Annotated in this window: 15 protein-coding genes; 9 read left to right on the plus strand and 6 right to left on the minus strand. The window is 69.7% G+C overall.

Annotated elements, in window-relative coordinates; genetic code table 11:
• The 4 genes from E8D38_RS12595 to E8D38_RS12610 all read left to right on the plus strand — a co-directional run.
• The coding region (locus tag E8D38_RS12595; protein ID WP_140630548.1) for a TRAP transporter large permease subunit at nt 1-207 on the plus strand (207 nt) is incomplete at its 5' end.
• A 25-nt stretch (nt 208-232) separates the two neighbouring features.
• Nucleotides 233-1,126, plus strand: coding sequence for a 4-hydroxyphenylpyruvate dioxygenase (locus E8D38_RS12600; RefSeq protein ID WP_140630551.1), 894 nt, complete (start codon nt 233-235; stop codon nt 1,124-1,126).
• Nucleotides 1,126-2,013 carry a sugar phosphate isomerase/epimerase family protein gene (locus E8D38_RS12605; protein ID WP_140630876.1) on the plus strand — a complete coding sequence of 296 codons (888 nt, stop codon included), beginning with the start codon at nt 1,126-1,128 and terminating at the stop codon, nt 2,011-2,013. Before E8D38_RS12600 ends, E8D38_RS12605 begins: the two co-directional genes overlap by 1 nt.
• A 272-nt stretch (nt 2,014-2,285) precedes the next feature.
• The gene (locus E8D38_RS12610) at nt 2,286-2,579 is read left to right on the plus strand and encodes a hypothetical protein (RefSeq protein ID WP_140630556.1); all 294 of its coding nucleotides are present in this window, start codon (nt 2,286-2,288) and stop codon (nt 2,577-2,579) included.
• A gap of 19 nt (nt 2,580-2,598) precedes the next feature.
• Here the strand turns inward: E8D38_RS12610 and E8D38_RS12615 are convergent, their stop codons facing one another.
• Entirely contained in the window at nt 2,599-3,504 is a 906-nt protein-coding gene (locus E8D38_RS12615; protein ID WP_140630559.1) for an AraC family transcriptional regulator, read from the minus strand.
• A 101-nt stretch (nt 3,505-3,605) separates the two neighbouring features.
• Here E8D38_RS12615 and E8D38_RS12620 point away from each other — a divergent pair, with 101 nt between their 5' ends.
• Nucleotides 3,606-4,355 carry an SDR family oxidoreductase gene (locus E8D38_RS12620; protein WP_140630883.1) on the plus strand — a complete coding sequence of 250 codons (750 nt, stop codon included), beginning with the start codon at nt 3,606-3,608 and terminating at the stop codon, nt 4,353-4,355.
• Here the strand turns inward: E8D38_RS12620 and E8D38_RS12625 are convergent.
• The 5 genes from E8D38_RS12625 to E8D38_RS12645 all read right to left on the minus strand — a co-directional run bounded on the left by E8D38_RS12625 (nt 4,350) and on the right by E8D38_RS12645 (nt 7,829).
• A complete protein-coding gene (locus tag E8D38_RS12625; protein ID WP_140630564.1) occupies nt 4,350-4,991 on the minus strand; it encodes a tRNA-uridine aminocarboxypropyltransferase in 642 nt (213 codons plus the stop codon). The genes E8D38_RS12620 and E8D38_RS12625 overlap by 6 nt on opposite strands.
• On the minus strand, nt 4,988-5,590 hold the full coding sequence (locus tag E8D38_RS12630; protein WP_140630567.1) for a DNA-3-methyladenine glycosylase I: 603 nt from the start codon (nt 5,588-5,590) through the stop codon (nt 4,988-4,990). The genes E8D38_RS12625 and E8D38_RS12630 overlap by 4 nt, the downstream gene beginning before the upstream one ends.
• 1 nt (nt 5,591) lies before the next feature.
• Entirely contained in the window at nt 5,592-5,885 is a 294-nt protein-coding gene (locus E8D38_RS12635) for a YciI family protein (protein WP_140630570.1), read from the minus strand.
• Nucleotides 5,886-5,903: 18 nt separating this feature from the next.
• Entirely contained in the window at nt 5,904-6,491 is a 588-nt protein-coding gene (locus E8D38_RS12640; protein WP_140630573.1) for a TetR/AcrR family transcriptional regulator, read from the minus strand.
• Nucleotides 6,492-6,593: 102 nt separating this feature from the next.
• Nucleotides 6,594-7,829 carry an ROK family transcriptional regulator gene (locus E8D38_RS12645; RefSeq protein ID WP_140630576.1) on the minus strand — a complete coding sequence of 412 codons (1,236 nt, stop codon included), beginning with the start codon at nt 7,827-7,829 and terminating at the stop codon, nt 6,594-6,596.
• Between the two features lie 311 nt (nt 7,830-8,140).
• On the opposite strand from E8D38_RS12645, the gene xylF reads away from it, so the two are divergent.
• Genes xylF through xylB form a run of 4 tightly spaced genes read left to right on the plus strand, consistent with a single transcriptional unit; the run spans nt 8,141 to nt 12,649 of the window.
• The gene (gene xylF / locus E8D38_RS12650; RefSeq protein ID WP_140630580.1) at nt 8,141-9,160 is read left to right on the plus strand and encodes a D-xylose ABC transporter substrate-binding protein; all 1,020 of its coding nucleotides are present in this window, start codon (nt 8,141-8,143) and stop codon (nt 9,158-9,160) included.
• The gene (locus E8D38_RS12655; protein WP_246099463.1) at nt 9,157-10,380 is read left to right on the plus strand and encodes a sugar ABC transporter permease; all 1,224 of its coding nucleotides are present in this window, start codon (nt 9,157-9,159) and stop codon (nt 10,378-10,380) included. Before xylF ends, E8D38_RS12655 begins: the two co-directional genes overlap by 4 nt.
• On the plus strand, nt 10,377-11,162 hold the full coding sequence (locus tag E8D38_RS12660) for an ATP-binding cassette domain-containing protein (RefSeq protein WP_140630586.1): 786 nt from the start codon (nt 10,377-10,379) through the stop codon (nt 11,160-11,162). Before E8D38_RS12655 ends, E8D38_RS12660 begins: the two co-directional genes overlap by 4 nt.
• A complete protein-coding gene (xylB, locus tag E8D38_RS12665) occupies nt 11,159-12,649 on the plus strand; it encodes a xylulokinase (protein ID WP_140630590.1) in 1,491 nt (496 codons plus the stop codon). Before E8D38_RS12660 ends, xylB begins: the two co-directional genes overlap by 4 nt.
• The last annotated feature ends 16 nt before the right edge of the window (nt 12,650-12,665 follow it).

Here is a 12,665-nt window from a genome sequence, read left to right on the forward strand (position 1 = left end):
CTGTTCATCATGAACAACGCCATCGGCCTCATCACGCCGCCGGTGGGCACCGTGCTCAACGTGGTGGCCGGCGTGGGCCGCATGAAGATGGACGCCGTCACCCGCGGCGTCCTGCCCTTCATGACCGCTCAGTTCGCCGTCATGTTCCTGCTCGTGTTCTTCCCTTCGCTCGTGCTCGTGCCGCTCAAGTGGCTCACCGGGGGCTGAGCCCATGCCAGAACAGGAGATCTCCATGAGCCCGACTTCCTTGAATCGCGAGGGTCTCGGCGAAACGCCCAACCCGCTCGGCCTGGCCGGCATCGAATACGTGGAATACGTGACGGCCAAGCCGCAGGCGCTGGGGCACACCCTCGAGCGCATGGGCTTCCGGCCCGTGGCCCGGCACCGCTCCCGCGAGGTGCTGCTGTACCGGCAGGGCGGAATGAACATCGTCGTGAATGCGCATCACGGCGTGCTGCGCGGCTCCAGGGAACCGACGGAAACGCCGCGCATCTCGGCGCTGGCCTTGCGTGTGCAGGACGCCCGGGCGGCCTATGAGCGGGTGCTGTCGCTGGGGGCGTGGGACGTGCCGATGCATGCGCAGGTGATGGAGCTCAACATCCCGGGCATCCACGGCCCCTCGGGCGCCCACATCTACTTCGTGGACCGCTGGCGCGACTTCTCCATCTATGACGTGGACTTCGTGCCGATCCCGACGGTGGAACAGCATCCGCCGGCGCTGGCCGGGCTGCGCTGGTTCGGTGTCGTGCAGTACGTGGGTCGCGAACGCACCGACGACTGGGTGAGGTTCTATGGAGACCTGCTCGGCCTCACGCTGCTGCCGGCCGGCCAGCGCTTCGGCATCATGCCCAAGGGCGCGCTGATGAAGAGCCCGTGCGGGCTCTTCTACCTGCAGCTCGTCGAGCCGCACCCGGCGACCCTGGCCTACGACGAGCAGGAGGAATTCGAGCGCATCGGCCTGGGCGCTGCCGACGTGCCGGCCGCCGTGGCTGCGCTGCGCGCGAACGGCGTGGAGTTCGAGGAGTCGCCGAACCTGAAGGTGACGGAGCGTGGCGCCCTGACGCGCCACGTGCTGCAGTCGGTCACATTCGAGCTGGTGCACGACGAGCGGGGGAGCACGCCGTGATGATCGACGAATTCGGCATGGACACGATCTCGCTGGCCGGGCCGCTGGAGGCCAAGCTCCAGGCCATGCGTTCGGCCGGCTTCTCCCAGGTGATGCTCAACGCCCGCGACCTCGTGGGCCACCCCGAAGGCTGGGAGGCGGCCGCGCGTCTGGTGCGCGAGAGCGGCCTGCGGGTCACCGGGTTCCAGGTCCTGCGCGACTTCGAGGGCCTGTCCGGCCGGCTGCACGCCTACAAGGTCGAGATCGCCAAGCACATGATCGAGATGTGCGCCGCGCTCGGCTGCAAGGTGCTGCTCGCCTGTTCGTCCACGTCGTCCCATGCCAGTGCCGATGCGCAGCAGCTCGCAGGCGACCTGCGCAAGCTGGCCATGCTCGCCTTGCCGCACGGCGTGAAGATCGCCTACGAGGCCTTGTCATGGGGCCGGAACATCAACCGGTTCATGCAGGCCTGGGAACTGGTGTGCGAAGCGGATTTTCCGAACCTGGGCATCGGGCTCGACTCGTTCCACCTGCTCGCCGCCAAGGACCCGCTGGAGGACATAGAGCTCCTGAGTTCGTGGCGCATCCACCTCGTGCAGCTGTCGGACTTCATGTGGCGGGAAGCTCCCACCTTCGAGGAACGGATCGCCACAGCGAGGCACTTCCGCGTGTTTCCGGGCGAGGGCGTGCACACCGAGCAACTGGCCGAGCTGGTGACGCGGCTGGACGAGATCGGCTACAGCGGCGACTACAGCTTCGAGGTGTTCAACGACGACTACCAGCAGATCCCGCTGGCGGCCGTGTGCGAGCGGGCCAGGCGCAGCGCGCTGTGGCTGTCGGAGGACGTGCTGCGCCGTTCCACGCCGCTGGCGACGGACGTCACGCGGCGGCCGGCCGCCAGGGGCTGAACGCGGGCGGCGGCGCCGCCGCCGCCGGTGACGTGACCTCCTGCACGTCTCGAAACACGGCGCCATCGTCTCGTCGGGGTTCCGTCATGACCCTCGTGCCTCCTGCCCCCTACATTGCCCCGCGGCCCGGCATCTGCGGGTGCCGCGCGGGAATCATCGGAGGGCTTGATGCCACGGCAACCAGCCCTGTCACAGGTTGCAGGTGCCGTGCGAGCGAACCCTCCCTACACTGCGCCGGAAGCCGGCAGTTGACCGGTTCCAGGGACGGAATTGTGAGAGACAGCATTCTGCAAATCGGCGCTCCGGCGCCGTCGTTTTCACCGGTGTACTTCGAGCCGGCGCGCACGCCGCTGCGGCTCGAGGACTTTCCCGTCGAGTTGCGGCCGCTCGCCCAGCGCAAGTGCCTGGCCGGCGTGGGCAGCGCAGACGCACCGCTCGTGATGGGCTGGCGGGTGAGCGCCGCCGGGCACGCCGGTGTCGACTTGGCCGCCAGGCGCTGGCTGCTGGAGCAGGGCTTCGAGCAGGTCGGCAGCCAGTGGTTTCTGAGCGACCGCTCCGCCAGGTGACTGCGCGAAGGGCGCTTGCTCACAGCGAGCGCGCATACCGGCTCGGCGCCTGCCCCACGTGCCGGCTGAACGCGGTGCTGAAGGTGCTGGCAGAGCCGTAGCCGACCCTTTCGGCGACCTGGCCGATCGCCAGGCCTTCCCGCCGCAAGAGCCTCTTGGCCAGGGCCATGCGCCATGAAAGCAGGTACTCCATCGGCGGCATGCCGACGGCGCGGGTGAAGCGATCGAAGAAGGCCGATCTCGACAACGCGCTCTTGCGCGCCAGCTGCTCCACCGTCCAGGCGCGTGCCGGGTCGCCGTGCATGAGACGGAACGCGGCGGCCAGGCGCTTGTCCGCCATCGCCCGCAGCAGGCCGGCGGGCGCCTGCTCGCCGGGAGCGGTGCGCAGCGCCTCGATCAGCAGGATCTCGACCAGCCGGGTGAGCACCAGCTCCCGGCCCGGCCGCCGCTCGAGGGACTCCTCCCGCACGAGGCGCACCAGCTGGGGCAGCCGCTCGGAGCCGCGGACGTGCAGCACCGCCGGAAGCAGCGCCACCAGCATTGCCGCGTCAGGCGAGCCGAACTGGAAGTAGCCTCCCAGCATCCGCACGTCGGGCCGGACGCCGCGCGTGCCATGCCGGATCTCGGTGCCGCTCACGTCGGCGGCCGCGGCCCGGGCGTCCACGAGCGCAGGCGTGCCGGGCTCCAGGCTCGTCATCGTGAACCCGGGCGTGGCGGGCAGCAGGATGAAGTCACCCTCGGTGAGCGTCAGCGTGCCCTGGCCGTCGATCGAGAGCCGGCAGCTGCCTTGCAGCAGCGCGCAGAAGCTCGGCAGCCCGAACCGGGTGTAGCGCACGCCCCAGCGCCCGGCGCCGCTGATCACCTTCGAGAACACCGCGCTCGGCTGCAGCAACGAAATCACCTCGGCGAGCGGATCGACGGCCATGCCTGGACTCCTGCAAATGTGCAAAGGACTCTGGATTGTGGATCGTCCGGCGGCGCCGGCCTATCGTGGGTGCCTTCCATCACCCAACGAAAGGCAAACCCATGAAGACCGTTCTCGTCACCGGCTGCTCGTCCGGATACGGCCTCGCAACCGCCCGTCATTTCCATGCGCAGGGATGGCAGGTGATCGCGACCATGCGCAGTCCGCGCCCGGATCTCTTCGAGGGATCGGAGCGTCTGCGTGTCCTGGCGCTGGACGTGACGCAGCCGGCCAGCATCGCGGCCGCGCTCCGGGCCGCCGGGCCCATCGACGTGCTGGTGAACAACGCCGGCATCGGCCTGTTCGGCGCCTTCGAGGCGACGCCGATGGCCACCACCCGAGAGGTCTTCGAGACGAACACCTTCGGCGTGATGGCGATGACGCAGGCGGTGATTCCGCAGTTCCGCGAGCGCCGGCAGGGTGTCATCGTGAACGTGACGTCGAGCGCGACGCTCGCGCCCATGCCGCTGGTCGCGGTCTACACCGCCAGCAAGACGGCGATCGAAGGCTTCACGGCCTCGCTCGCGTTCGAGCTGGAGGCCTTCGGCGTGGCGGTGAAGCTCGTCGAACCCGGCTACGCACCGACCACCCGCTTCGCCGAGAACGGCAGCGAGCGCATGCGCGATCTCGTGCCGCCGGCCTACGCGCCCTTTGCTCAATCGGTGTTCGGCATGCTGACCCGGGTGGCGGAAGTGACGAAGGAAATCGACGTTGCGCATGCGGTCTGGCGCGCGGCCCACGATACGGCAGGGCAGCTGCGCTTTCCGGCGGGGGCCGACGCCATGGCGCTGGCGCGGCACGCGGCTTCATGAAGTGGCGGGTGACGACCCGGCCGGTGCCTCGGGCGGGTGCCCCTGCCGGGCCGACACGCCTTCGACGAAGCGGCCGAACGCGTCGAGCAGCGGTGCTGCGTCGAAGGCGGGGCCTTCCAGCATCGCCAGCGCATGCACCGTGGCTTCCAGCGTCGAAACCTGATCGGCGCGTCGCGCCGCGCGGATCGCGCGGTAGCGGGTCGGCGCCGGTGCGTCCAGCGACAGCCTCGGCAGCGCGGCCAGGGCAGGGTGCTCGAGCAGCATCCGCAGGCTCTTGCGCCATGTGGCGTCGAGCACCACGAGCCGCAGCGGCATGCCCGCCGTCGTGTCCGCCGCCGGCGGTGCCGGCGCGGCAGGCACGTCCGGGTAGAGCAATAGCGTCTGGCGCCCGGGGCGATGCAGCAGCCCCTGCAGCATGTCAGGCGCGAAGCGGTCGCCGACCACCAGCTCGCAGGACGCCAGGGACAGCCGCAGCAAGGTCACGCTGTTCTTCACGTGGCGCTGTTCCTGCGGGTGCTGCAGCACCAGCACCTCGGTGCGGTGGGCCGTCGGCCGGGCCAGCGGGCACAGGCAGGCGGCCTGCGGGCGCAGGCAGCGAGCGCAGACCTGGCGGGGGCGGACGGGCGGACTGTTCACGCCGCCATGGCCCGGCGCGCCTGGTCCGCGATCGGCCGCACGACACACCCGCTCGCATGGTCGTTGATCAGACCCATGGCCTGCATGAAGGCATAGACGGTGGTGGGTCCGACGAACTTCCAGCCGAGCTTCTTCAGGTCCTTCGACAACGCTTCCGCGGCCGGGGAGGTCGACGCGGTCTGCGGCTCGGCGAGCTGGTCGGGCGCGGGCTCGTAGCGCCACAGGAACGAAGCGAGCGACCCCTCGCGCTGCACCAGCGCTTCGGCCATGCGCGCGTTGTGGATCACGGCCTCGATCTTCCCGCGATGGCGCACGATGCCGGGGTTGTCGAGCAGGCGCTGGACGTCACGCTCGCCGAAGCGGGCCATGCGGTGGTATTCGAAGTTCTCGAACGCGGCCCGGAAGTTCTCGCGCTTGGCGAGGATGGTTCGCCAGCTCAGGCCGGACTGGAAGCTCTCGAGGCACAACTTCTCGAACAGGCGGCGGTCGTCGGTGACCGGAAAGCCCCATTCGGTGTCGTGATAGTGCAGGAACTCCGGCGCCGCGGCGCACCACCTGCAGCGCGGCCGGCCGTCGGGCCCGGTGATCGTGGCGCCCATCTCAGGTCCCTGCCATCAGGAAGCCGAGGCGCGCATCGGCCTTGCCTGGCGTGACCTGCGTGATCTCGGCCGCCACCACGTCCTCCGCGACGAACGGGTCGAGTGCGACCCGTGCCTGCAGCGCGTCGCGGGTGGTGTTGTGCGCGAGCACCATGCCGCCGTGCTGGTCGGCGAGGCTGCCGGTCAGGAGGAACACGCCGTCATCGAAACCCTCCTGGATCCAGCGCTGGTGCCCTGCCATGTGCTGAGCCGCCTGCGCCTTGTTTCGAGAGAACCTGAGAAACACACAGAACATGAACCTCCCTCGGTTGCGTCAACGTGATCGCCCGGCCGAAGGCGGCCGCACCGGCTTGCATGCTTCGACCCACTGCAGCATCTGCTCCACCTCGTGCTGCAGGAAGTTCCTGTCGCGCAGCGATTGCGCAACGACAGCCACTCCCTGGGTGCGCGAGAGCAGGTGCAAGGCCAGCTTGTCTGCATCTTTCTTGCACCCCATCTGCTCGAACTGGCCGCGCAGCCACGTCTGGAAGAGCTTCATGATCGCGTTGGCATCGGCCTGCTGCGCATGACCGAGCTTGGTGAGCTCGGTGCAGAGGGTGCCCACCGGGCAGCCGTGCCGCATGATCTTCGCCTGGTTGCGCAACAGGATCGACACGAAGAGCCCGATGCGCTCCTCGGGGCTCGCTCCGTCGCGCTCCCACTGTTTCAGCATCGAGCGGGTTCGCTCCAGGCGTGCGTCGATCACCGCGGCGAGGATCTCGTCCTTGCTCTTGAAGTGGTGGTAGAAGTTTCCGCGGGAGATCTGCACCGCGTCGGCGATGTGCGCGAACGACGTGTGTTCGAAGCCCCGTTCGTAGAACAGGGTGTCCGCCGCATCGACGATGTTCTGGCGTGTGGCCATCAATGACTGAGACGTCTGGATTAGGACGACTGACCTAGATTTCGCGCAAGGTTAGGTCAAGTGTCCTAGCGCTGTCAATGACTGGCTTCCTTCCAGGCGAGTTCAACCTTCGGCGTTCACCCGCAAGGCGATGCTGCGGGTGCCATAGGGCCGCAACAGCGAATGCATCGCGAACGCCGCACCGCCCACTGCGGTGGCCAGCTCGCCGTGGCGGGCCACGCGCACCAGCGGCATCGGCATGCCGGCCTGCTCGGCGAAGCCGGACAGGCGTTCGATGGCCGCATCCATGAAATGCGCGCCGCCCAGGGCCACCGTCTCGCCGCCCAGCACGATCGCCTGCGGGTTGAAGATGGTCCAGGCGTTCTGCAGCAGCACGCCCAGCGCGTCACCCGCATGGCGGAACGCCAGGCGCGCCTTCTTCATGCGCGGGTTGGCCAGGTCGGCACGCAGGGCGTCCCGGTCGATCCGCTCCTGCCGGCCCATGTGCCCCGCTTCATGGGCAATGGACTTGAGCCCCACATAGGCTTCGGCACAGCCGCGACGCCCGCACGAACACGGCCGGCCGTCGATCTGCAGGGTGGTGTGGCCCAGCTCACCGGCGGAGCCGGTGGCGCCGGTGAACAGCGCCTCGTTGAGCACGATGCCGGCGCCCACGCCGATGCCGCAGCTGATGTAGATGAGCGGGTCGTCGGCCGGGCGCCTGCCGAACTCGATCTCGCCGATGGCCGCCAGGTCGGCTTCGTTGTGGCAGTACACCGGCACGTCACCGAGCCGGGCGTGCTCGAGCTCGCGCGCCAGCCGCCGGCCCACCTCCACCTCGCGCCAGCCGATGTTGGGAGCGAACTGCAGCACGCCGCTGACCGTGTCCACCGCGCCGGGCAGGCCCACGCCGACGCCAAGCAGGCGCGAGCCGGACTGGGTCACCTTCGCGGCCTGCGCGGTCACCATCTCCACCAGCTGGTGGCAGGCGCCGTCAGGCGCGCGGTCGATCAACGGCGCCTGGTTCACCTCCTGCAGGTCGCCGTGGACGCTGGTGCTCACCACGCTGATGCTGTCCGGACCCAGCTCCGCGCCGATCAGCGTCAGGCCGTGCCCCAGCAGCCGCAGCGGCGTGGGCCGCCGCCCCAGCGCCCCGGTGACCTGCGCGTCGTCCTCCGCCAGCCAGCCTTCGTCGATCAGCTCCTTGGTCAGCAGGCTCACCGTGGACTTGGTGAGGCCGCTGCGCGCCACCAGGTCGGCACGCGAGATGCCGGGGTGCTCCCGCAGCAGGCGCAGCAGCGCGGTGCGGTTGATGTTCTTCACGAAGCGCTGGTCGCCTGTGATCGGGGTGCTGGGCATAGGGGCGCTGTTCTCCTGTGAGCCGATTCTTGCGCATGCCTGGTGCGCACCCGTGGCGAGCGCCACCCAAAAAGAAGCCGCCCGTGGGCGGCCGAAGATGTCACGGCGACAGGATGACGGACGTCGTGACCTTGGTTCGAGCGGCGATGCCGCGCACGGCCACCCATGGCGCCGAAGGTACGAAGAGCCGGCGCTTCCGCCCATAGGGGAAAACATTAGTTCGAATGTCGATCGAACTAGCTACGCTTCCCTTCCGCCAGCCCGAAGGGGAGCTTCTCGGCTGTGCAGGCAAACAACACAGGAGACAACCGATGAGAGCAACGATCACCCTCGCGCTGGCGGGCATGCTGGCTGTAGGCAGTGCGTGGAGCCAGACAGTGGTCGGCGTGAGCTGGTCCAACTTCCAGGAGGAGCGCTGGAAGACCGACGAGGCGGCCATCAAGGAGCAGCTGGCCAAGCTCGGCGCCACCTATGTGAGCGCCGATGCCGGCGGCTCGCCTGAGAAGCAGCTCGCCGACGTGGACGGCCTCATCGCCAAGGGCGCCAAGGCACTCATCGTGCTGGCGATGGACAAGGACGCCATCGTGCCCGCGCTGGCCAAGGCCCGGCAGCGCAACATTCCGGTCGTCGCCTACGACCGCCTGATCGAGCAGCCCGGCGTCTTCTACATCACCTTCGACAACAAGGAAGTCGGCCGCCTGCAGGCGCGCGCGGTGCTGCAGGCCAAGCCCAAGGGCAGCTACGTGATGATCAAGGGTTCGCCCACCGACCCGAATGCCGACTTCCTCCGCGCCGGCCAGCAGGAGGTGCTCGACGCGGCCTTGAAGAAGGGCGACATCCGGATCGTCGGCGAGGAATACACCGAAGGCTGGAAGCCGGAGGTGGCGCAGAAGAACATGGAGCAGATCCTCACCCGCAACGGCAACAAGGTCGACGCGGTGGTGGCCTCCAACGACGGCACCGCCGGCGGCGTGGTGGCGGCGCTGTCGGCGCGCGGGCTGTCGGGCGTGCCGGTTTCCGGCCAGGACGGTGACCAGGCCGCGCTCAACCGCGTGGCCCTGGGCACCCAGACGGTTTCGGTGTGGAAGGACGCACGCGTGCTCGGTCGCGAGGCCGCGGAAGCCGCGGTGCTCATCGCCGCCGGCAAGCCGGTGCCCGGCACGGTGACCTGGGCCGAAGGCGAGCGCAAGGTGGCCATGACGTCCAAGTTCCTGAAGCCGGTGGCCATCACGCGCGACAACCTCGACGTGGTCCTCAACGCGAAATGGATCTCGAAGGACGCGCTGTGCCGCGGCGTGAACGCCGCCAAGGCGCCGGCAGCCTGCAAGTGAAGTCGCAGAGCCTCGAGGCCGGCTTGCCGCCGGCCGACACCTTCTCGTCGCTGCAGGTGTCGGCGCTCGACGTCCGGCTGGGCGTCATGGCCGCCGTGCTGGTGGTCATGGCGCTGCTGTTCCATGCGCTCACCGGCACCTTCCTGACGCCGGAGAACCTCTACAACATCGCGCAGCAGACGGCGGTGGTGGGCATCGTGGCCACCGCCATGGTGCTGGTCGTGGTGGCCCGTCACATCGACCTGTCGGTCGGCTCGGTGATGGGTTTCGTCGGCGTGCTCATCGCCTACCTGCAGTACACCGGCGGCTGGCACTGGCTGGCCGCCTGTGCCGCCGGCCTGGCCGTTTCGCTGGCGGTGGGCCTGTACCAGGGCTGGCTCACCGCCTACGTCGGCGTGCCGTCGTTCGTGGTCACGCTGGGCGGGCTCATGTCGTTCCGGGGCGCCGCCTTCCTGGTGGCCGACGGCAAGACGCAGCCGGTGACCGACGAGACCTTCCTGGTGATCGGCGGCGGCATCGACGGCGCCCTCGGCGTGGCTGGCAGCTGGACGCTGGCGACCGCGCTCGCCGCGCTGATCGTGTGGCGCGTGTGGACCGCGCGGCGGGCCCGTGCCCACCACGGCTTCCCCTTGCGCCCGATGTGGCTGGAGGCGCTGCTGACCGTGGGCCTGCTGCTGCTGCTGGCCGGCTTCACCGCGGCGATGTGCAGCTACCAGCTGCCGGGCAAGGCCAGCGCGCAGGGCGTGCCGGTGCCGGTGGTGATCTGGGCCGCGGTGGTCATGACCATGGCCTTCATCGTGCGGCGCACCCGCTTCGGCCGGTATGTCTATGCCATCGGCGGCAACCCCGAGGCGGCGCGCCTCGTGGGCATCCGGGTGCGGTGGGTCACGCTGCAGCTGTTCGCGCTGCTGGCGGTGCTGGTGGCCATTGCCGCCGCGGTGTCGGTGGCCCGGCTCAACGCCGGCACCAACTCCATGGGCGGCAACATGGAGCTGTACGTCATTGCCGCGGCGGTGATCGGCGGCGTGTCGCTCGCCGGCGGCAGCGGCACGGTGCTCGGCTCGGTGCTCGGCGCGCTGATCGTGCAGTTCCTCGACAGCGGCCTGCTGCTGCTCGACGTCAGCATCGGCAAGCGCATGGTCATCATCGGGCAGGTGCTGATCATCGCGGTGGTGTTCGACGTGCTGTACCGCCGGGCAACCGGGGAGCGAAATTCATGAGCTCAGCGTTGATCGAGCTGCGGCACGTGCACAAGTCCTTCGGCGGCGTGCGGGCGGTGCACGACGTGAGCCTCGCGCTGCATGCCGGCGAGGTGGTGGCGCTGCTGGGCCACAACGGCGCCGGCAAGAGCACCCTGATGAAGGTGCTGGCAGGCGCCAACCCGGCCGATGCCGGCGAGATCCTGGTCAACGGCGAGGCCGTCACCATCGGCACCCCGACCGACTCGCAGGCGCTCGGCATCGAATCCATCCACCAGACGCTGGCGCTGGCCGACAACCTCGACGCCGTGTCCAACCTGTTCCTCGGGCGCGAGCTGATGACGCCCTGGCGCACGCTGGACGACTATGCGATGGAGGCCGCGGCGCGCAAGGTGTTCGCGCGGCTCAACCCGAACTTCCGCAACATCCGCGTGCCGGTGCGCGGGCTGTCGGGCGGCCAGCGCCAGGTGGTGGCCATCTCGCGGGCGCTGTACTTCAATGCCCGCGTGCTGGTGATGGACGAACCGTGTGCCGCCCTCGGCCCCGAAGAGACCCGCATGGTGCATGAGCTGGTGCGCCGCCTGAAGGCGCAGGGCGTGGGCATCTTCCTCATCACCCACGACATGCCCGACGTGTTCGGCCTGTCCGACCGGCTGGCCGTCATGAAGAACGGCGAGCTGGTCGGCACCTACCGGACGCAGGACGTGCAGGAAGACGAAGTGCTGGCAATGATCATCGGCGGGCGGCCCGTCACCCGCGTGCCGCAGTACCACCGCCTGGAAGAGCCGGCGACCACGCCATGAACGCATCTGCCACCACCCTGGGCATCGACCTCGGCACTTCGGAGGTCAAGCTGCTGCTGCTCGACCAGCACGGCACCATCGCGGCCACCGCCGGAGCGCCGCTGTCGGTGCAGCGGCCGCATCCGCATTGGTCCGAGCAGGAGGCGGCGAGCTGGTGGGAGGCCACGCAGCAGGCGGCCCGCCAGTTGCGCGAGCGGGCGCCGCAAGCCTGGCAGCAGGTACAGGCCATCGGCCTGTCGGGCCAGATGCACGGCGCCACGCTGCTCGATGCCGACGACCAGGTGCTGCGCCCGGCCATCCTGTGGAACGACACGCGCAGCGCAGCCGAGTGCGAACAGCTCACCCGGGCCGTGCCGCGCCTGCACCAGATCACCGGCAACCTGGCCATGCCGGGCTTCACCGCGCCCAAGCTGCTGTGGGTGCGGCGGCACGAGCCCGAGCTGTTTTCGCGGGTGCGCAGCGTGCTGCTGCCCAAGGACTACCTGCGCTGGTGCCTCACGCGCGAGAAGTGGTCCGACCCGTCCGACGCCGCCGGCACCTTGTGGCTCGACATGGCGCGGCGCGACTGGTCCGACGAAGTGCTGGCGGCCACCGGACTGGGCCGCGCCCACATGCCGCGGCTGGCCGAAGGCAGCGAGGTGGCCGGTCGCCTGGATGAGGAGGCGGCCCGTGCGCTCGGCTTGCCGTCCGGCATCGCGGTGGCCGCGGGCGGCGGCGACAACGCCGCCAGCGCCGTGGGCATGGGCTGCGTGCAGCCGGGCGACGGCTTCGTGTCGCTGGGCACCAGCGGCGTGCTGTTCGTGGTGACCGACGGCTACCGGGCCAACCCGGCGGCCGCGGTGCACAGCTTCTGCCATGCGCTGCCCGGCCGCTGGCACCAGATGAGCGTCATGCTCTCGGCCGCCAGCTGCCTGCGCTGGGTGACCCGCCTGGTGGGCGAGGCCGACGAAGCCGCGCTGATGTCGCGGGTGCAGCCGCTCGGAGTGCAGGACCGGGCACAGGCGCCGATCTTCCTGCCGTATCTCGGCGGCGAACGCACGCCGCACAACGATGCTCACGCACGCGGCGTGTTCTTCGGCCTCGACCACAACACCGACGCCGCGCGCCTGGGCTACGCAGTGATCGAAGGCGTGTGCTTCGGCCTGTACGACGGGCTGCTGGCCCTGCAGGCGGCGGGCACCTCGGTCGAGCGGCTGGCCCTGGTGGGCGGCGGGGCCCGCAGCGAGGTGTGGGCCCAGCTGCTGGCCGACACGCTGGGCGTGCAGGTGGCCAGGCTCGAAGGTGCCGAAACCGGCGGTGCGCTCGGCGCGGCCCGGCTGGCATGGCTGGCGCTCGGCGCCGACGAGGCCGGTGTCTGCAAGCCGACCCCGGTGCGCGAGGTGTTCCACCCGCAGCCCGAATCGCGTGCGCTGCTGTTGCCGCGGCACCAGCGCTTCCAGGCGCTGTACCAGCACGTCAAGCCCTTGTTCCGCGCGCAGCCGTCGTGACCGGTACGACGCGTCT

Origin of the sequence: Methylibium rhizosphaerae (assembly GCF_006386545.1) — a bacterium.
Lineage (GTDB): Bacteria > Pseudomonadota > Gammaproteobacteria > Burkholderiales > Burkholderiaceae_C > Pseudorivibacter > Pseudorivibacter rhizosphaerae.

What these genes read in the sequence shown, in the direction of transcription:
- E8D38_RS12635 (WP_140630570.1), bottom strand. Translation starts at nt 5,885, where the DNA reads ATGTTCTGTGTGTTTCTCAGGTTCTCTCGAAACAAGGCGCAGGCGGCT.
- E8D38_RS12600 (WP_140630551.1), top strand. Translation starts at nt 233, where the DNA reads ATGAGCCCGACTTCCTTGAATCGCGAGGGTCTCGGCGAAACGCCCAAC.
- xylF (WP_140630580.1), top strand. Translation starts at nt 8,141, where the DNA reads ATGAGAGCAACGATCACCCTCGCGCTGGCGGGCATGCTGGCTGTAGGC.
- E8D38_RS12640 (WP_140630573.1), bottom strand. Translation starts at nt 6,491, where the DNA reads ATGGCCACACGCCAGAACATCGTCGATGCGGCGGACACCCTGTTCTAC.
- E8D38_RS12615 (WP_140630559.1), bottom strand. Translation starts at nt 3,504, where the DNA reads ATGGCCGTCGATCCGCTCGCCGAGGTGATTTCGTTGCTGCAGCCGAGC.
- E8D38_RS12645 (WP_140630576.1), bottom strand. Translation starts at nt 7,829, where the DNA reads ATGCCCAGCACCCCGATCACAGGCGACCAGCGCTTCGTGAAGAACATC.
- E8D38_RS12605 (WP_140630876.1), top strand. Translation starts at nt 1,126, where the DNA reads ATGATCGACGAATTCGGCATGGACACGATCTCGCTGGCCGGGCCGCTG.
- E8D38_RS12630 (WP_140630567.1), bottom strand. Translation starts at nt 5,590, where the DNA reads ATGGGCGCCACGATCACCGGGCCCGACGGCCGGCCGCGCTGCAGGTGG.
- E8D38_RS12620 (WP_140630883.1), top strand. Translation starts at nt 3,606, where the DNA reads ATGAAGACCGTTCTCGTCACCGGCTGCTCGTCCGGATACGGCCTCGCA.
- E8D38_RS12660 (WP_140630586.1), top strand. Translation starts at nt 10,377, where the DNA reads ATGAGCTCAGCGTTGATCGAGCTGCGGCACGTGCACAAGTCCTTCGGC.
- xylB (WP_140630590.1), top strand. Translation starts at nt 11,159, where the DNA reads ATGAACGCATCTGCCACCACCCTGGGCATCGACCTCGGCACTTCGGAG.